The organism is Armatimonadota bacterium (assembly GCA_037138755.1).
In the GTDB taxonomy this organism is placed as follows: domain Bacteria; phylum Armatimonadota; class Fimbriimonadia; order Fimbriimonadales; family Fimbriimonadaceae; genus Fimbriimonas.
This window is the reverse complement of sequence record JBAXHT010000001.1, coordinates 1,963,513-1,982,089: the sequence shown is the minus strand read 5'-3', so window position 1 is coordinate 1,982,089 and position 18,577 is coordinate 1,963,513. Positions and strand designations below refer to the sequence as shown.

At 55.1% G+C, this 18,577-nt stretch carries 18 protein-coding genes; 8 read left to right on the top strand and 10 right to left on the bottom strand.

The genetic code is table 11. From position 1 onward, the window contains the following. Positions 1 to 74 precede the first annotated feature (74 nt). Together groL and groES are read right to left on the bottom strand one after the other, a co-directional pair. Positions 75 to 1,682: a chaperonin GroEL gene (groL, locus tag WCK51_09430; GenBank protein MEI7577104.1), complete on the bottom strand. Its 1,608-nt coding sequence runs from the start codon at positions 1,680 to 1,682 to the stop codon at positions 75 to 77. Between the two features lie 5 nt (positions 1,683 to 1,687). Continuing rightward, positions 1,688 to 1,978, bottom strand: a complete 291-nt coding sequence (gene groES, locus WCK51_09425) for a co-chaperone GroES (GenBank protein ID MEI7577103.1) — start codon at positions 1,976 to 1,978, stop codon at positions 1,688 to 1,690. A gap of 287 nt (positions 1,979 to 2,265) precedes the next feature. On the opposite strand from groES, the gene WCK51_09420 reads away from it, so the two are divergent. Then, entirely contained in the window at positions 2,266 to 3,276 is a 1,011-nt protein-coding gene (locus WCK51_09420) for a hypothetical protein (protein MEI7577102.1), read from the top strand. A gap of 126 nt (positions 3,277 to 3,402) precedes the next feature. On the opposite strand, the gene WCK51_09415 is transcribed toward WCK51_09420, so the two are convergent. From WCK51_09415 to WCK51_09395, 5 genes are all read right to left on the bottom strand, one after another. Further along, positions 3,403 to 3,921, bottom strand: a complete 519-nt coding sequence (locus tag WCK51_09415) for a PEP-CTERM sorting domain-containing protein (protein ID MEI7577101.1) — start codon at positions 3,919 to 3,921, stop codon at positions 3,403 to 3,405. A gap of 75 nt (positions 3,922 to 3,996) precedes the next feature. Then, entirely contained in the window at positions 3,997 to 4,206 is a 210-nt protein-coding gene (locus tag WCK51_09410) for a hypothetical protein (GenBank protein ID MEI7577100.1), read from the bottom strand. A gap of 141 nt (positions 4,207 to 4,347) precedes the next feature. Continuing rightward, positions 4,348 to 4,647, bottom strand: a complete 300-nt coding sequence (locus WCK51_09405) for an MGMT family protein (protein MEI7577099.1) — start codon at positions 4,645 to 4,647, stop codon at positions 4,348 to 4,350. Positions 4,648 to 4,705: 58 nt separating this feature from the next. Further along, complete coding sequence (locus tag WCK51_09400; GenBank protein MEI7577098.1) at positions 4,706 to 6,076, bottom strand: hypothetical protein; 1,371 nt, start codon at positions 6,074 to 6,076, stop codon at positions 4,706 to 4,708. An 86-nt stretch (positions 6,077 to 6,162) separates the two neighbouring features. Further along, complete coding sequence (locus tag WCK51_09395) at positions 6,163 to 8,691, bottom strand: ATP-dependent Clp protease ATP-binding subunit (protein MEI7577097.1); 2,529 nt, start codon at positions 8,689 to 8,691, stop codon at positions 6,163 to 6,165. A 279-nt stretch (positions 8,692 to 8,970) separates the two neighbouring features. On the opposite strand from WCK51_09395, the gene WCK51_09390 reads away from it, so the two are divergent. After that, positions 8,971 to 9,666 (top strand): alpha/beta hydrolase fold domain-containing protein, encoded by a 696-nt coding sequence (locus tag WCK51_09390; GenBank protein ID MEI7577096.1) that lies wholly within the window; start codon positions 8,971 to 8,973, stop codon positions 9,664 to 9,666. A 7-nt stretch (positions 9,667 to 9,673) separates the two neighbouring features. Here WCK51_09390 and WCK51_09385 read toward each other — a convergent pair whose 3' ends face one another. Next, positions 9,674 to 10,375: a phospholipase gene (locus WCK51_09385; protein MEI7577095.1), complete on the bottom strand. Its 702-nt coding sequence runs from the start codon at positions 10,373 to 10,375 to the stop codon at positions 9,674 to 9,676. A gap of 179 nt (positions 10,376 to 10,554) precedes the next feature. Between WCK51_09385 and WCK51_09380 the strand changes: the two genes are divergently transcribed. Together WCK51_09380 and WCK51_09375 are read left to right on the top strand one after the other, a co-directional pair. Continuing rightward, the gene (locus WCK51_09380; GenBank protein MEI7577094.1) at positions 10,555 to 11,418 is read left to right on the top strand and encodes a hypothetical protein; all 864 of its coding nucleotides are present in this window, start codon (positions 10,555 to 10,557) and stop codon (positions 11,416 to 11,418) included. A gap of 81 nt (positions 11,419 to 11,499) precedes the next feature. Continuing rightward, complete coding sequence (locus WCK51_09375) at positions 11,500 to 11,949, top strand: hypothetical protein (GenBank protein ID MEI7577093.1); 450 nt, start codon at positions 11,500 to 11,502, stop codon at positions 11,947 to 11,949. Between the two features lie 185 nt (positions 11,950 to 12,134). Here WCK51_09375 and WCK51_09370 read toward each other — a convergent pair whose 3' ends face one another. Beyond that, positions 12,135 to 12,533 carry a hypothetical protein gene (locus WCK51_09370; protein ID MEI7577092.1) on the bottom strand — a complete coding sequence of 133 codons (399 nt, stop codon included), beginning with the start codon at positions 12,531 to 12,533 and terminating at the stop codon, positions 12,135 to 12,137. Positions 12,534 to 12,654: 121 nt separating this feature from the next. Between WCK51_09370 and WCK51_09365 the strand changes: the two genes are divergently transcribed. From WCK51_09365 to pheT, 4 genes are all read left to right on the top strand, one after another. Continuing rightward, positions 12,655 to 13,680: a glycosyl hydrolase gene (locus tag WCK51_09365; GenBank protein MEI7577091.1), complete on the top strand. Its 1,026-nt coding sequence runs from the start codon at positions 12,655 to 12,657 to the stop codon at positions 13,678 to 13,680. 18 nt (positions 13,681 to 13,698) lie between these two features. Further along, a complete protein-coding gene (locus WCK51_09360) occupies positions 13,699 to 13,884 on the top strand; it encodes a hypothetical protein (GenBank protein ID MEI7577090.1) in 186 nt (61 codons plus the stop codon). A 22-nt stretch (positions 13,885 to 13,906) separates the two neighbouring features. Beyond that, positions 13,907 to 15,100 carry a glycine C-acetyltransferase gene (locus tag WCK51_09355; protein MEI7577089.1) on the top strand — a complete coding sequence of 398 codons (1,194 nt, stop codon included), beginning with the start codon at positions 13,907 to 13,909 and terminating at the stop codon, positions 15,098 to 15,100. Between the two features lie 75 nt (positions 15,101 to 15,175). Next, the gene (pheT, locus tag WCK51_09350; GenBank protein ID MEI7577088.1) at positions 15,176 to 17,233 is read left to right on the top strand and encodes a phenylalanine--tRNA ligase subunit beta; all 2,058 of its coding nucleotides are present in this window, start codon (positions 15,176 to 15,178) and stop codon (positions 17,231 to 17,233) included. On the opposite strand, the gene WCK51_09345 is transcribed toward pheT, so the two are convergent. Further along, the gene (locus WCK51_09345) at positions 17,157 to 18,521 is read right to left on the bottom strand and encodes a hypothetical protein (protein MEI7577087.1); all 1,365 of its coding nucleotides are present in this window, start codon (positions 18,519 to 18,521) and stop codon (positions 17,157 to 17,159) included. The two genes, pheT and WCK51_09345, sit on opposite strands and share 77 nt — an antisense overlap. Positions 18,522 to 18,577 lie beyond the last annotated feature (56 nt).

Below are 18,577 nucleotides of genomic sequence, written 5' to 3'. Positions count from 1 at the left end.
AGTGAAGTACCGAACTAGGCACAAAAAAAGAGGGAGCCATTAGGCTCCCTGTTAGAATCAACTGTCTACACGCATCAATGATGGTGATGATCGTGGCCGTGGCCCTGATCTTCTGGCTCCGGAATCTCCGCAACCAATGCCTCGGTCGTCAACAAGAGACCAGAGATCGACGAGGCGTTCTCAAGCGTCTGTCGAACAACCTTGGTCGGGTCCACAACGCCTTGCTGAACCAAGTCGCCGTACTCGAGGGTTGCAGCGTTGAACCCCTTCCCTTCGCGTCGAACTGCATCAACAACAACCGATCCCTCAACACCTGCATTGTGAGCGATGGTGCGCAGCGGAGCTTCGAGAGCCTTCTTGATGATGTTAGCGCCGATCAGCTGATCGCCAACCAAACCGAGTCCGTCGAGAACTCGACCTGCGGTCAGAAGTGCGGTTCCGCCACCAGGGACGATTCCTTCTTCCAAAGCTGCTCGAGTTGCTGCGAGAGCGTCTTCGATTCGAGCCTTCTTCTCTTTCAGAGCAGTCTCGGTAGCTGCGCCTACCTTCACAACGGCAACGCCGCCGCTCAGCTTCGCTTGTCGCTCCTGCAGCTTCTCCTTGTCGTAGTTGCTGTCGGTCGATTCGATCTGCTTCTTAATCTGAGTCAAGCGGCCTTCGATAGCAGCCTTGTCACCCTTTCCGTCGACGATCGTGGTCGTCTCCTTGGTGATGACGATGCGCTGGCACGAACCAAGCATCTCTGGTCCAACGTTCTCAAGCTTGATTCCGAGGTCTTCGGAAACGAACTGACCACCAGTCAGAATCGCCATATCCTCGAGCATTGCCTTGCGTCGATCGCCAAAGCCCGGAGCCTTAACGGCAACCACAGGGAGCTGGCCGCGAATTCGGTTAAGAACCAAGGTCGCAAGAGCTTCGTTCTCAAGATCTTCGGAGACGATAACGAACGGCTTGCCCATTCGAAGAACCTTCTCGAGCAAAGGAACCAAGTCCTGTACTGAAGAAATCTTCTTCTCGTGGAAGAGGATCATCGGATCTTCGTAAACGGTCTCCATTCGGGTCGCGTCGGTGACGAAGTAAGGCGACATGTAACCCTTGTCGAACTGCAATCCGTCGACCTGCTCGGTCACGGTGTCGATCGACTTCGATTCCTCAATAGTCACGACGCCGTCCTTACCAGTCTTGTGGATCAACTCACCGACAAGCTTTCCAAGCTCAGGATCGTTAGCCGAAATGGTCGCGACCTGAACGGACTCTTCGATCGTCTTGATCGGGGTGCTGATGTTCTTTAACTCAGCAACAACCGCATTAACCGCGATGTCGATTCCCTGCTTGATGTGGGTCGCATTCGAACCAGCCGCAACGTTTCGGATACCTTCCTTGAAGATCGCCTGAGCAAGAACGGTAGCCGTGGTGGTTCCGTCACCTGCGGTGTCGTTGGTCTTGGACGAAACTTCTCGTATGAGCTGTGCGCCCATGTTCTCGAAGCGGTTCTCAAGTTCGATTTCCTTAGCAATCGTCACGCCGTCGTTGATAACGGTTGGAGAGCCGAACTTCTTCTCTAGGACAACGTTGCGTCCGCGAGGTCCAAGGGTCACCTTAACTGCGTTTGCGAGCTTATCAACGCCTGCTTCAAGAAGCTTGCGTGCGTCGTCTGTGTATTTGATTTCTTTAGCTGACATAGTGCTTACTTCTCCACCACCGCAAGAACGTCGTCGGCACGAAGGATCACATAATCCTCGCCGTCAACCTTTACTTCGGTGCCACTGTACTTGCCGTAATAAACGACATCGCCGACCTCTACATCGAGAGGGGCGAGCGTGCCGCTATCGAGCCTTTTGCCCGGACCAGCCGCAAGAACCTCGCCGCGCTGGGGCTTTTCTTGGGCGGAATCCGGAAGGATGATGCCACCAGCGGACACCTGCTCCTTCTCAGCAGCCTTGACGATTAGTCGATCGTGCAACGGTTTGATATTCATCGTTTTCTCAAGAGTCGTGCTCATACTTTTCCTAACTAGATGAAAATTTGGGGTTTCCACCTCGAACGGGTCGAGAACGGTATTAGCAGTTTACCCCCGAGAGTGCTAACGTCAACCAACCTCGCAGTGTTTCATTTCTCTCCAGGATTCGACGGTATTTCTACGAGTTGTCCACAATTTCCATGAAATTTATGCTGGAACTTGACTATCTGGTATGGAAATTCGTCTCTACTTACAGGGAAGCGAGCGCGACCGTCATTTTATTGCGCCTCGCAAGTTGAGATCATATGATTACATCGGCATTTATCCTCGCACTCGGAACTGGGCAACAAATAGACGCCCAAGAGGTCGCGACACGCTACCTCCGGCAACTTCAAAATGCCAACGCAGCCGCTGGCGTTTTCAGCCTTTCGCTCAGTGGAGGCGCCGTTGGTGTCGGTGAGGCGCAGTTTGCAGTCAACCGAGAGGGTCAGTTCAAAGTATCTACCACCGGTTCAGAAGAGATCTTCGACGGCCGCTACAAGTACGTTCGAGACATCCCCAAGATGACTTATCAAGTCTTTGATAGTCGATCAACCGGGTTCCCTCTCCTCACCCCGTTCGAACCAATCGTTCAGTCCAAGTCGATCGCAGACCGCACGGTCGCGTTATTCACGGGCACCGGTTCTCCTGTTGTAACGCAATTCGAAGGTGTTAATTCGGTACAAATGGAGTTCGGATCGACAAAGCGGTATCTCAATCCGACTACGGCTCTACCTTCCGGGTTCACCATGATCGTCGGCGGAGTCGAGTACAAAGGCGTGTTCAAGCAGGTAACTCTTGAACCGAGACTTGGTAACAATCTGTTCACCTTTTCTGCTAAGCCGGGCGAACGACAAGTTCCCTTCGTGACAAGCGGTCTTCCGAAGGTGGGAATCGTTCTTGAGGGGGGATCCGATAAGGCTCTCGCCGGACGTTTCAGCAATTCGATCCTAACCGTAGTCGTCTACACCAGAGCGAGCCAAGCGGCTTCAAATGATGCGATGATTGCCCTCGGGGATCTTGCTCGCAAGTCGCGTCCAAAGCTTAACGTCATCGCCGTCAACTCCGAAAGCCAGCCGGCGAATCAATATTTCCGAGGACGCCGAACCCCGGTTTCGACGGTCTTTGACACGACGAACTTGACTCAAGCGGCCGGAGTGACTCAATTCCCAACCATGATCGTGGTTGATCGGGAAGGCAAGGTCGTTCACGCCGAAGCCGGCGGAATGGAAGGAACCATTAAGTCCGTTCTGCAAAGCAACGGCTACACGTTCTGAGAGGGGACGATCAGTCCGCTGCTGCCGACGTTCCAACGAAGCGCGGAACCAGGCTCAGTGAGACTCGGTAACCAAACCAAAATGCCCCTATACAAGTAGGGGCATTTCGTGCTCAAATGAGAAGGATCAGCTCTTCTTGCGTCGTCGAAGAAGTGCCAATGCACCCATTCCGAGTGCCGCCATCGAAGCTGGCTCTGGAACTGCTTCGAAGTTGTACGTCTGCACTGGTCCCGTTCCAAACCGGTAGCTGAGGGTGTCCGCAGCGCCAGTCCAGGTTCCGTTAACTCCGCTGCCCGCACCGATGTTGAAGCCGTAAACTGCGGTCGAGTTTCCGCCACTATCGAGTAGGCCTTTCAGGGTGCCGAGAGCCATAGGATTCGACTGGATCGCCTGGGTGCCCGTGTTGCCACCATAGATCGTTGCGCCGATCGTGACCGCTCGCGACAACCAAACCAAGCTCGAATCGGTAATCGTATTCTGCTCCCAAGTGTTCGCGGATGTGAATGCCGAATCAAAAACGAGTTGGTTGAATGAGAACAGGTTTCCAGCAAGCACGAGTCGGGCCGAAGCGTGGAACTGAACTGCCGATGAACCGTCCATGTAGCTCTCGTAACCCCATGCCGTTAGGTTGCTGAGCGAACCCATTGGATTGAATCCGCCTGATCCATTAGGATTGAGCTGCAGGATGTCTGCCTTCGCTGTGGTGCTTCCGTTGAACTATTAAACCATCGAAGCATTGCCGTTCCGAGCAAACATGGTATTGATGCCCGCCGTGGCTCCTGCCTGAACGTCATTGTACGTCCATCCTAGTGTTCCGGTCGCTCCGTTCGCTGTCACTGCATCTCCCGGAGTCGATGCCGCTGACAGAACTGTCTGCCCAAATGCCGATACGCCTAAGAGAGCAAATGCTCCTACAATCAAAGTTTTCATAGCTTTCCGGGGGATTCTCCGATGAACCCCTGACTCAAGACTACGATACATTTACTGGCTGGTACACATTGCAGGTTCGAACCCGGCACAATTAGCAGTACAAAGCTCGTATATTTCACAGGTGAGGAGTTGAGGAAAAGGCTAAACCATGCGCGCCCGAGCCATATCCACTCGCCCCGACTCTAAAAACGAAACCCCCTCTTCCTCCAACCGCTGCCGCTGCTCATTCTCAAACATCGGATTCCGCTTACTAATCGGAAACTCCCCTCGGGCGTTGCAAACTCGCCACCATGGCACCTCCTTCCCCTCCAGCCGAGCCATCATCCGCCCGACTTGGCGTCCGCTGGTGCCGATAATCGCCCCGACGTCTCCGTAAGACATTACCGACCCAGCAGGGATCCCCTTGACAACATCAATAAGCAATTCCTGCAAGTCGGACACATTTAGAGTATAGGCTCTGCAGCGCATAGCCTATTGTCGATCTTAGCGGCGAAGAGACCTACCTTCGATGGACGTCGTAGAGCGAGAAGTTCGGATCAGATTCTTCTTCCATGCGAATGCCTCTTAAGCCAAAAGCCTTGACTCGTTGGAAAGCACGGACGGGTACCAGAAATCGCTCATAGGTCGCCTCCGCGACCGTGGGTGGCTTGTACGTGCTGATGTATCTGAGCCGTAGTTGTAGCCAAGAGAAGACGTTAAGCACAAAAAGTATCGAGGCGAGAACCCATAGGTTTCTCGCCGTCATCTTCTCGATAACGAACCCTAAAAGCAGGACGAAGACGGGGAACTGCCCGAAAAACCGACGATGCCCGAACCCGGCCGTTCCGCTCCAGTCCAGAACGACAGAATTCAGATACAACTGCATCAAGAAAACGATGATCAGAGAGCAACAGAACAATCGATCCTTTCGGAATAGGATCGGAAGCCCAAGCAAGCTAACGAAGAAAATTGGATGCCACAGGAACAGTCCATGATAGGGACTAAACAGGACTTGGAGCATTTTCGGGTCAGTAAAAAACAGGAAGTCCGAACCCTGAGGACTCTTGAAGTAGCTTCCTTGAACAACGTCAAAAATCTTGAGTTGAGGGAAGCTGACTATAAGCATTGCTGTAACCATGATGCTCGCCAACTTAATCCCGCTAAGGACGTTGAGTTTCTTTCGGATAACATTCGCTCCGAGCTCGGCAATGGGAACCACTATAAAGAACACTTCCTGCCAACGCGCCAGGAAGCAAAGACCGATCGTTAGACCGATAGCCGCAAATCGGGTGTGGTCATTTCGAAACTTGCCTATCAGCAAAACGTAAAGGAACAACGATGTGGCAAACATTGACATCGTATGAGAATTTGCAGGATCCAGTATGATGGACTCTAGTTGATTTCCAGCTAATGCAATCGTTGCGACTGATAGCGCAGCGACTCTCTCAGACACTCTCGACCGGAGCACTAAGAAGGCAAGGAAAAAAGCAATCACTCCGACGGCCGAACTTGCAATCCTGGCGGGAACTGTGTACCACTTACTGAGCCCAGTTGCAGCAGAGGGATCGAACTTTTTCGCGGCTAAGTCAGACAGATAAAACCCCGGAATCCATAGTAACGGTGCACCGCAGGCAAAGGAGATTTTTGCCATTCCGTTCGGCTTAAGCGTCGGCTCAACACCGGAGTCAATCAAGTCATTCTTGATGTCCATGTCGTGGTCAAATACAAGAGACCTAGTTTGGGCGAAGTACTGCTTGCCGTCTCCCATGATTTGATTTTCAGCCGGCATCAAAATTGCAGCAATAATCGATAAGCCAAAAACGAGACAAAGAAACGCAACTAGCCACTTTCTGAGCTTCTCGGAACCGGGAGAATCTGAAGCGAGCTGCATTTTTGATGTCCTTCGCAAAGACTACCTTCAGACATACAAAAGAGCCCCCAGCAAAAACTGGGGGCTGAGGGCTGAGAAGTGATAGTTTACTGTCCGACCAGTTCCTTCTTCTTCTTCTTCCCTTCTGGTTCAACCTTGACGAACACGATCTTGCCGTCTTCTTCGACGTCGGCCAGAATGTGGTCACCCTCGGCAAACCGGCCCAGCAGCATCTCTTCCGAAAGAGGATCTTCGATGAACCGCTGAACGGCCCGTCGCAGAGGCCGCGCACCCATATTTGGGTCGTAGCCTTGCTCCACGAGAAGGTTCTTCACCGCCTCGCTCAGCTCCAGAGTGATTCCCATCGCGGCCGCTTGCTCGTTCACTCGCTTCATGTAGAGGTCCGCAATCTGGAGGATCTCTTCCTTCTTCAAGTGGTGGAACACGATGATCTCGTCAACACGGTTGAGGAACTCGGGCCGGAAGGTCTTCTTCATCTCATCCAGCATCTTGTTCTTCATCGCCTCATAGGTCTTCGGATCGTTGACATCCTGTCGTGTGTCTCGGAAACCAAGCGCCTTATCGAGCTCGATTGGCTTAACGCCGACGTTCGACGTCATGACGATCAAGGTGTTTCGGAAGTCAACGGTTCGCCCTTGGCTATCCGTCAACTGACCATCCTCAAGCACCTGCAGAAGCAAGTTGAAGACCTCCGGGTGTGCCTTCTCGATCTCATCGAGAAGAACCACGCAATAAGGATTGCGCCGAACGGCCTCAGTAAGCTGACCGCCCTCATCGTAACCTACGTATCCTGGAGGGGCACCGACCAATCGCGAGATCGAGAATCGCTCCATGTACTCGCTCATATCGATGCGAACCATGTTCGATTCCTTATCGTAGAGGTAGGCCGCCAAAGCCTTCGCAAGCTCGGTCTTACCGATGCCGGTTGGTCCCATGAAGATGAAGCTACCCATCGGTCGCTTCGGATCCTTAAGACCACTTCGCGAACGTCGAATTGCCCGGCTCACCGCAACAACCGCGTCGTGCTGACCAATGATTCGCTTATGGAGGTCATCCTCCATTGCAAGCAGCTTCTGACTCTCAGTCGCCACAATCTTGGTCACCGGAATACCGGTCCACGAAGTCACAATTCCTGCGATCTCCGCCTCATTCACAATCGGCTCAATCTTTTCTTCAGCTTCCCAAGCCTCTTCGCGCTCCTTAACCGAAAGCTCCAATGCCTCCTTCTCGGCGACGAGCTTATCAAGCTTCTCCGTCTCCGTCGAACGCTTCTCTAGGTGCTCGATCTCCGTCACAATCTTATTGAGACGAACCCGATCATCTCGAACATCCTTCGGCGGCAAACTCTGATGCAAACGAACCCGCGAAGCGGCCTCGTCAACCAAGTCAATCGCCTTATCCGGCAGCGTCCGATCCGAGATGTAGCGCTGAGATAGCTGAACTGAAGCGACAATCGCGTCGTCCGTGATCTCTACCTGGTGGTGAGCCTCGTACCGCTCGCGCAGCCCCTTCAAAATCTCAATCGCCTCTTCCTCAGATGGCTCTTTGACCTTAACCGACTGGAACCGTCGCTCCAAAGCCGCATCCTTTTCGATGTACTTTCGGAACTCGTCCTGGGTCGTCGCGCCGATGCACTGCAGCTCGCCGCGCGCCAAAGCCGGCTTCATGATGTTGCTGGCGTCAATCGCACCTTCTGCAGCTCCCGCGCCAACCAGCGTGTGAAGTTCGTCGATGAAAAGGATCACCGCGCCATCGGCTCGCCGAACCTCTTCCATTACCTTCTTCATTCGCTCTTCGAATTCACCACGATACTTGGTGCCCGCGACCAAAGCCGCGAGGTCCAACGAGACAATTCGCTTATCTTTCAGAATGTCCGGAATATCGCCGTTCACAATCCGCGCCGCAAGCCCCTCAGCGATGGCAGTCTTACCAACGCCCGGCTCACCAATAAGGCAAGGATTGTTCTTGGTGCGTCGACACAAAATCTGCATCACGCGCTCGATCTCGTTCTGCCGCCCGACAACCGGGTCAAGCCGACCCTCGCGAGCCAGTTCAGTCAAGTCCCGACCAAACTCATCCAGGGTAGCCGTCTTAGCGCCGCCGGAAGACGAAGAAGATGAAGAGCGCGACGAGGACGAAGAAGACGATGACGCCGAACCGCTGGTCGGCTTCGACGACGTGTCGTTGTCTTGCAACCCCATCACTTCTCGCCGAGCCTTCTCAAGTTCAACCCCGAGCTTCGCAAGAACCCGACCCGCCAGCCCGTCGCCTTCGCGAATCAGACCAAGGAGCAGGTGCTCAGTTCCAATATAGTTGTTATTCAGGTTGCGTGCTTCGTCATAAGCGAGGTCAATGACCCGCTTGGCACGAGGCGTCAGGGTCATGTCCTGATTCGGCCTCGCATCGCCCCTCGGCAGCTGCTTTTCAACCTCCGCGCGTACGCGGTTGAGTGAAACACCAAGCTTGTCGAGTACCCGTGCCGCAACACTGTCGCTCTCCCGCACAAGACCGAGTAGCAAATGCTCGGTGGAGACGTACCCCTCACCGAACTTCTGCGCCTCTTCCTGGGCGTAGAACACGACCTTTCGCGCTCGTTCTGTAAATCTTTGCCACATATGCTTGTTGTTTCCTTTGGCTCACCATTCTTTGGTTCGCCGTCCCTACTACTACGTCAGACGCCCGGTGTTTATTCGAGTTCCTTCGATGGAGCTTTTAGCCCTCAGCGGTCGGCCATCAGTCTTGCTGAAGGCTGAAAGCTGAGGGTTCCCCGCTTCCCCAAAGGTTACCTCGCCACCCTACGTCGTACCTAGCATTATTGGCAGGCAAGGTTAAGACGGTTAGGCTCGATAAAAAGTCCCTTGCGCCAACCGCATACGTCGTGATAACCTCCCGACATGGCACTTGTCGCCGCCATCATCCTCGCACAACAAGTCGATCGCGACATTGTCTACCGAACAATCAACGGAAAATCCCTGCAACTCGACGCCTACCGCGCCGCCAAACCGACTGGCCGAGTCTTCATCGCCATCCACGGCGGCGGATTCACCGGAGGCAACAAAGGCGGAAACACCGGCGAGCTCTGCCAATACCTCTCCCAACGTGGCTACACCTGTTTTGACATCAACTATCGGCTCCAAAATGACGTCGGTGGATCCATCCAAACCGCCATCGATGCTGCCGTCGACGACGCCTCCGCCGCCTACAACTGGTCCGTGGCCAACGCTGCCAAATACGGCGGGGACCCCAAGCGCATCGCCATGGGCGGCGGCTCGGCAGGAGCTATCACAACCCTTTTCACCACCTACTCCCGCAATACGCCCGTCAAAGCCGTCATCGATCTCTGGGGCGGAATGTACGGCAAAGAATCCGACATGAAACGCGGCGAAGCCCCCCTCCTCATCATCCACGGACGCAACGACCGAACCGTCGCCTTCAGCCACGCAACCAATCTCGTCAACCGAGCAAAGTCCGAAGGCATCAAACACAAACTCCTGGCCAACGAAAGCGGCCACAGCATAGCGCTCGGCACCCGGATCGAAGGCAAAACCCTCCTCGAACACATCGAGTCCTTCCTAAACGAAAATCTCTAAAACGTCCTCACCGCCGCCGAAACTTCAGCAACCACTCATAAAATTCGTCTTTCAAATAGAACTCCGTCCAAACGTCGTGGGTCCCGCCCACAACCTGCGTGAAGATCGGTGATGCCCCCGCCGCCTTCATCGCGTCCACCATCGCCACACTCTGCGTAAACGGAACCGCCGGATCCTTGTCCCCGTGCACAACCCAAGTTGGAACCTTGGCAAAAGAAGCCGCCGAACCAGGGTCCCCGCCTCCACAAATCGGAGCAATCGCCGCAAACCGCTTCGGCTGAGCCGCAACCAAAGCCCAAGTCCCGTACCCGCCCATGCTAATCCCGGTCAAATACTCCCTTGACCGATCCACCCGAAACTTCTTCTCGAGGTCGTTCAACAACCCAATCAGCTCATCCGCATCCCAGCTCCGCCGCTCCGGACACTGCGGAGCAACCACAATAAACGGAAATTTCTTCCCCGCCGCCGCCAGCTTCATCGGCCCATGAACCTTCAAAAGCTCAAGGTTCGTCCCCCGCTCGCCCGACCCGTGCAAAAACAGCAACAACGGATACCGCTTCCCCCGCGCGGTCTCATAATCCTCCGGAACCGAAACCAGGTACTGCAACGAAGCCCGCTTAACAATCGGCCCCTCAAACTTCCCCGCCGAAATGCCCTGAGGACTCCCGGAACCCTGCAAAATCGCCCCCCAAGCAATCGCCCCAACCATCCCAGAACTTTACCGCATGAAGGCTCTCCACCCGACAGGCCGCCCCGCGTCGCAGGGCACGGGTCCCAAAGTCAGAGGGAAGGCGCAGCGAGTGCGGAGCCTTCCGTCCGACTTTGGGAGGGGATTGGCCTTGGACTCGCCCGGAGGCTTGCATCAAAATCGCGGATAATATCAACACGATGAAGCCACATGCGCGACGCCTGGTAGCCGGCCTATGCGTCGCGTCGTTGCTGATGAGTGGCCAAGCGGCAACTCCAGCCGTGCGACAAGACGAGCCTCTCTCTGCGTTCGTCACATTGTCCCTCGGCGAACTCTGTGGCGAAAAGTGGTCGACCGAGTTCAAGTCCCTGGCTCAAGAATCAAAGAACGAGACAATCTCACAAGTCCAGTTAAAGCGGAAGACTGACCGTCGAGAGGCGCTTGTCCACCTCATCGGGCTACTCTGCCGAGAACTAACTCGGAGCGAGCTGACGCGGTTGCTGACCATTGAGTGCGTGTTCCACGCTGACGAACGCGTCATTGAAGCCCTCGTCAAGGCGGGTGCGGTGCCCGATGAAGACTGCTTTCAGATCATTTGCTTTAACAGAGAAGGGGGCTACCGGGCTCTGATAACACTCTCAAGGCAGATTGATTTAACCTATGCGATCACTTCACCAAGCTCCAGCCTTGTCCAATACGCTGCGCTTCGGCATAACATTGATGTCCTTAAACTCATGATTCGTCTCGGTGGCGATCCGTTCAAAAGACGCGACCTCCACGTTTCTGGTGGTTGCCTCGGATCCGTTCTTAAAGGCGTTGATGCTGCCGAAGCCGCAGCATATCTCGAGCCCGCAGAGGTCGACGGAGCCGATGAGGTTCTGGAATACCTGATCCAAAACTACTCCGCCGACCCCCGATTTCCATCCCGCAAGCGACTCCTCACCATAGCAAAGGATCGCAAAAAGGTCATTGCCGACGAGGGCTGGCGTACGCGAGACGACTACGAGTGTTTCCTAAAGTGGCTCTCGAAAGTAGAATTCAAATCCAGGAAGGAGCCGGAGTAAATCGAACCCGAGACAACGCCCGTCGATACCGATTTCGAGGCAAAAGTCGCAAAACTCGACGCCCTCGCCAGGATTGTCCGGATGAACCCGAACGATCGGTCAAGCCAAACTATTGGCGACCAATATGCCGGCCTGGGAGCTGAAGCCGGAGAGAAGGGTTATTACGAACGATGCCACGAACTCCTCAATATCGCAAAGAAGTACGGAGCCGGTCAAACTCTACGTCCCTGGCACCACATCGCTCGTGGCAACTGCTTTGGCATGCAAGCCCGCCTTGTCGAAGATCCCGCAAAGAGATCAGTGCTCCGGCAGCTTGCTAAGCTGCAGTATCAGGAAGCGGCCCGAATCAATCCCGCCCTCCCCGAAGCTCAGCACGGCCAGCAGTGGATCGACTCCGAAATCGAACGCGATCTCTCCGTGCAAAGTGCCGACGCATCCGAGCAAACTGACGCCGAGGAGGCGGAGCTGGCACTGCAAACTGAAAACTCAATCGCTAGTGAGGATTCAAAACCAGCCGACACCGAGTCTTAACCCCCGGATGCTGCTAACCGGACCGCGACCCCGAAGTCCTGTAGCAACCAACAAAACACCGCGGCTCCGCCGCGTAGGGCACGGGTCCCAAAGTTGGATGGAAGGCGTAGCGAATGCGGAGCCTTCCCTCCGACTTTGGGTGGGGATTGGCCTTGGGCAAGCGCGGGGTCGGCGGAGTCTAAAACTCACCTTGAAGGCACAACATCATTCGGAGGGGCCGGCCACGACTCCGGACTTGCGGCGGCGGGAGCCGCGATTCTCTCGGGTGCCCGTGGGGCGGATGCGCCCGAGTACAGCAGTACGCCCAGCAAGACAAACATCAGTGCCAGCGCACCAACAATCGCCATCGTGATCTGCGGTCGGCTCGCAACCTGCCGCGCCGGAGCAACCACTTGCGATCCTCGAATCGCAGTCAAAGCCGCCGCGACTTCACCGACGGATCGTCCGCTGACCTCAGCAACATCGCGCAGAGTCGGCTGCTCCGAGTCCATTACGCCATCCGATGAAGCCAACCGGGACAACAACTCCCGAAGCTCCCCCGCTGGAACCCGGACACTGCCCATTTCCTGTCCAAACTTTTCCATGCGAACTACCTTCAATTCAATCTACACGATTCACCCCAACCGGGATGCAGATTATCAAAGAACTTGACCCTACCAAAGACCCACCCTGAAACGTCGGAAAGGGATACTGAGTAGCACCATCATGTTTACTACCGCCGTCGCCGTCGCTTCTATCCTGCTGGGCAAACAACAGTCGCCAAAATTCTGTCCCATCGGCCTCGCCGTCGGAATTGGTAACGGCCAAGGCGAAGAAGCCTTCCTTGGTGCGCTCCGCGAGCAGATCCGCCTTGGCGTTCCTCAGATCAATATTAGTATCAAGTGGCAAGACCTGGAAAACCAAGAGCCTTTTAACCTAAAAATGGTTCAAGATCAGCTTGGACTCGCCAAGTTTATCGGAGCAGATATTCACGTCACGTTCACCGCCATCAACACGAGCACAAAGTCGATGCCACCCGATCTGGGGACCCTCCCGCTCGGGAACGCTCAGACGCAACAACGCTGGGAAGAGGCACTGCTCAAGGTTGTCAAAGTCCTACCCAAGAACATCAAGTCTTTGGCACTTGGAAACGAAGTTGATGTGTACTTCAACGAGCACAAAGACGAACTACCCGCCTGGAACGACATGATGAAGACCTCCCGTGCGCTGCTCCGCGGAGCCGGGATCACCGCACCTATTGGTGTCATCACCACCTACGACGGAGCCAAGCGACACCCCGAACTGGTCAGGCAGCTCCAGCAACCGTGGGACATCTTCATGACCACTTACTACCCCCTCGACCAGGCTTTCTCCGTTCTACCTATGAGCGAGGTTCCGAGCCACTTCAAAACCCTAGATTCTTTCGCCGGCAGTAAGCCGCTCTACATCACCGAGTTTGGCTGCCCAGCCTCCGAAGTCAACAAGAGCAGTGAAGATATCCAGGCCGCATTCGTCGACGCAGCATTCGCTGAGATCAAAAAGAGACCGAACATCAAACTCGCCAGCTACTTCCTCCAAGCCGACTTCTCCACCCAAATGGTGGATGTGTTTGAGTACTATTATAAGATCAAAGACGATCGATTCCGCGCCTACCTGAGCTCGCTCGGACTGCGAAACGTGGACGGTAAACCGAGAAAAGCCCACAAGCACTTCCGAAAGAACCTCAACGACTGGCTGGGAGAACTGGAGTAGATATGGAAAGAACAGGGAGTGAAAAGCGCATTCCTCGTGCTCGTTAGCCTTATGGCTCTAGGCTGCGGAGCCGGCGACCAAGCCGCAAACGAAGCAACCCGAGCAACATTTGGCTCAGCTGACCGAGCTAAAGACGTCGCAGGTCAAGCCTCGGCAAACGTCAAAGAAGGCCAGAAGACTCTGGACGAATCCGAAGCCAGATAGTCCGAGACGGTAATCTGGGAGCATGAATTCTGGCTTCCAGTCCTGGCTCGGCGAACAGCTCGACCAACTCAAAACCGACAACCTCTATAAGATCCCCAAGATTCTTGAGAGCCCGGCGGGTGGTCGAGTCAAGATGAACGGAAAAGAGGTCATCAACCTCGCATCCAATAACTATCTTGGGCTGGCAAATCATCCGAAGGTTCGTCAAGCCGCTCTGGATGCCATCGAGAAGTGGGGTGTTGGCGCCGGAGCCGTTCGCTGGATCGGCGGAACGATGACCGTGCACCAAGAACTCGAAGAGCGACTTGCCGCCTTCAAGCACACCGAGGCAGTTCTGGTGTTCACAGGCGGTTTCACCGCAAACAGCGGCTGCATTCCTGCAGTTCTGACGAATAAAGACGTTGTCATCAGTGATGAGCTTAATCACGCCTCGATCATCGACGGCGTGCGCCTCTCGCCTGCGGCGTACAAAAAGTCGGAAGGGTGGGTTTACGGGCATAAGGACATGAACCAGCTTGAGGAGTGCCTCAAGAAAGCGAACGAAAAGGGGTTCGCCAAGAAACTGATCATTACGGACGGAGTCTTCTCAATGGACGGCGACATCGCTCCGCTGCCGGAGATCGTCGCGCTTGCCGAGCAGTACGACGCCATCGTCATGGTTGACGACGCTCACGCCAGCGGAGTCCTCGGAAAGAATGGCGCCGGAACCGCGTCACACTTCGACCTCTACGGCCGAGTGGATATCCAACTCGGAACCCTTTCGAAGGCACTCGGCGTTATGGGCGGCTACATCGCTGGTTCGGCGAACCTGAAAGACTGGCTCATCAACCGGGGCAGACCGTACTTATTCAGCACAGGCCACCCGCCGATGGTCGCCGCTGCTTTGATCGCCGCACTGGAGATCATGGAGAACGATCCCGAACCAATGGAACGGCTTTGGGCAAACACTAAGTGGTGGAAAGAGGCGCTTGCTGCCGAAGGATTCGACACAATGGGTAGCGAAACCCCGATCACCCCGGTCTACGTGGGCGATGAAGGCGACGCCCAGCGGATGGAGCGAATGCTGTGGGACGAAGGCGTGTATGCCCTCTCGATTTTGTATCCGACGGTTGCAAGAGGCAAAGCTCGAATCCGAACCATGCCCTCAGCGGCTCACACGCAGGCGGACTTGGAAGAGGCTTTGGAAGCGTTCAAGCGAGTTCGGGCTGCTCTGTAGATTGCGGGAGATTAGCACAGCCCTGATCGGCGGGCTCGAGCACGCTAACCCGCCACGGTAAACTCTGCGCTTCGCATGAAGTTCCCCTATTCGATGCTCCGCGACTTTGTCGAGACGAATCTCGACGCTCATCAGATCGGCGATTTGCTGACGATGGCGGGGTTTGAGCTTGAGGGCATCGAAGAAGTTGGCGACGAATTCGTGCTCGACATCAAGGTGATGTCCAATCGCGGAGATGGACTCTCTGTCTTCGGCCTATCGCGTGAGGTTCTTGCGAAGGATCTTGACTCTAAGCCAACAGAGTTGTATGACGAGGCGGCTGGGCGTTTTGCAAACAGCGGGAAGCGAGAAGCGGGAAGTTCGTTGCCTAGGAACGCTGCGACCATTGATTCGGCCGATTGCCGGCGGTTCGCGGTTTGCGGATTCGAGGGAGTGAACGCCAAAGCAGAAAGCCCGGCTTGGATGCAGAAACGATTGGACGCCTGTGGAATGCGACCAATTTCCCTACTGGTTGACCTAACGAACTACGTGATGCTTGAGCTTGGTCAGCCGCTTCACGCCTTCGACCGAACCAGGCTCGCCGAGGGTCGTCTCGTTGTTCGGCATGCAAAGCCAGGCGAAAACCTCACCACACTGAACGGCGAAGAGCACGACCTGGACGGTCAGATGATGATATGCGATGCCGTCAAACCAGTTGGCGTCCCAGGCGTGATGGGAGGACTGGAAACCGAAGTTACGGAGTCGACCACTTCGCTCTTGCTCGAAAGCGCGAACTTCGTCAACAAAGTCGTTCGAAAGACGCGGAAACAGCTGGGGCTAAACACCGAGGCTTCGTACCGTTTTGAGCGCTCAGTTGACCCGGACGGCGTCACTGCCGCAACCCGACGCTTTACTGACCTGCTTTTGCAGGTCCAACCTAGCGTCCAGGTTTCGGAAATCCTTGACCTGTATCCTCAACCACCGACACCTGAAAAGGTGACTTTGCGAGTCGGCCGAGCTTCGATGCTTCTCGGAATGGAAATCACCCCGGATCAAGCAGAGAACTACCTTTCACGCCTGGGAATGAGCATTCAGCGAGTCGGAGATGATCTCAAAGTCACGCCGCCTTCGTGGCGGCCCGACATCATCCGCGAAGAAGATCTGGTTGAAGAACTTGGGCGGGTTCACGGCTACGATCGTATTCCGGAAGCTCTTCCTTTCGGAAGCACGCCAATCGGCGGATCGCGCGGCAAGGAATTGGTCAAAGACCGCTTCCGAGAGTCTTTGTTGCGAAGTGGACTCACTCAGATCATCTCCCACTCGCTGCGCTCGGTCCACCCGCTTGACGAGCCCTGCGAACGGGTCGCTCCTCGCCAGCCGGCTTCCCCAGAGCACGATACTCTCCGATCCTCCCTGCTTCCCTGCCTGGCGGACGCGGCTCGCAGAAACGGCGGAAAAGATCTCCATCTGTTCGAGATGGGAAAAGTGTTCTACCAGCACGAAGGTCAGTTTGGCGAGACGCTTTATGCGGCGATCTTAATCCAGGGGAATCTGGTTCCGCCTCAGCGTCAGGGCGAGAAGGTGCCACAAGCGGACTTCTTTAGTGCCAAGTCGATTCTTGACGATGCCTTCGTTTCCCTCGGAGTTTCGGATCAGCTCGTATTGAAATCGTTTGATCCGGGTGAGGATCAGCGGTTCCACCCGACCCGAACGGCGGCTATTTATGTCGGCGAAACCCATGTGGGAACGCTAGCGCAAATTCATCCCCAGGCAGCCAAGGAAACTGGACTAGAACAGACGACAATATTAGCCGAGCTCGCTCTCGATTGGTTGATCGACAGCGTTACGCCTCGATTAAACATCAAGAGCATTAGCCGTAATCCGGCGACGCGGCGGGATATCGCTGTGCTCGTCGACAAGTCGACGTCGTTCAGGGAACTTGAAAGTGCAATCCGGGCAGCGGGAGGCGAACTGCTGGAGAAGCACTGGCTCTTCGACGTCTTCGAAGGCGCCGGCATTCCGGAAGGCAAACACTCCCTCGGAATCGGACTCCAGTTCCGTAAGCACGGTGAGAACTTTACAGATGAGGAAGGGAACCAGGTGCGCGACTTGATCGTGGCGGAGCTTGCAAAGCTTGGGGCGACACTGCGGTAACCAGAACCTTCCAAAACTGCTCGCAGGCCAACACCGCAAAGAGGGCCATGAATGCGCCCGGCCAGTAGTGGTAGTGACCGAACTGGTGCAGGAATGCCATCGGCAGATAGGCGACGGCTGCGCATCCGACCAAGATCATGAGCGGTTTCCCCGCCGCCTTGAGCCTCGCCCAAAAGGCGAGGTTTGCCAACCCGTTCGCCGCACTGAGCCAGATGCCGGGAGTCAGCAGAATCAATAACCCAGAGGAAAGTGAAATCCAGACGTTGTGGAATGATAATGCCCCCGGAAGAACGTAATCTGCGACAGACATCAACACCCCAGGTCCGGAGCGGAACTGCTGCGATTGGTAACCGCTCGGCCGGATCGGGATGAACTGGACGCGAACCATAATGTAGCCAAACAGAACCAGCCAGAACATCGTTTGCAGCGCAAAACGAGCCTGAACACCTTGAGTTCTGAGCCAGAATCCCAGGCCGAAGACAACGAACGGGAACATTACCGCTTGCTCGTAAGACCCCATCGCTAAAACCGCGGACGCAATCGACAGCCCAAACCATCCCCAAGCTCCGTGAGGCTCAAAGCCTCGCTGAACGGAAGAGCGGGTTGCAGGGACGTCCGTAGAGGATGGCGCAGGCTCGGCGTTTCTAGTTGCACCGAGGCGTTCAAATCGAATATATGAAGCCAACGCAACGAGGCAAAAAACCGTCATTGTCGTAGCGGTTCGACCGGGGAGCCAGCGGAGGGTGTCGCTTGAAAACTTCGAATCAATCTCTACCAGAAGCGAGGTGATAAAGAGGGCCGAAAATGCGACAAGAACTTGATCCCACCTAAAACGTCGTTCGGTAAAGAAGCGGATCAATATCAGACCGAGAACAACCGGAGCCACAAACTCCAGGAACGGTAGAACTCTCCCCAATGTCCACCAGACAAACAATGCCTGGGTTGCAATCGCCTTTGGAATGGATTGAGTGAGCTCCCACGCCAGCCAGAAGACTCCCAAAGCGCAGAAGCAACACAGAATCGCATTCGTGAGTCCAAACGCGGCAGCATCGCCGGGATGTAGCCGCCAATCCAACTCGAAGACCAGAGTTGAAATCGGACGGTAGAAGTGGTTCTCCAACGGCCAATCATGTGTGAACCACCGCAGAGGATTGTTGTACTCGCCTAGCTTCATCAACAGAAACTTGGTATCTGAGTCGTTGAGCAGTCCGGGCGATGTTGCCCTTGCGAGCAAAATCGGGAGGCACAACAGTAGTGCGACCAAAATGCCCACCCTCATGCCCTTCATCCCACCGATTATGAAGCAATCGGGAACTCTCGGCGTCATTAAAGAATAGACTTATG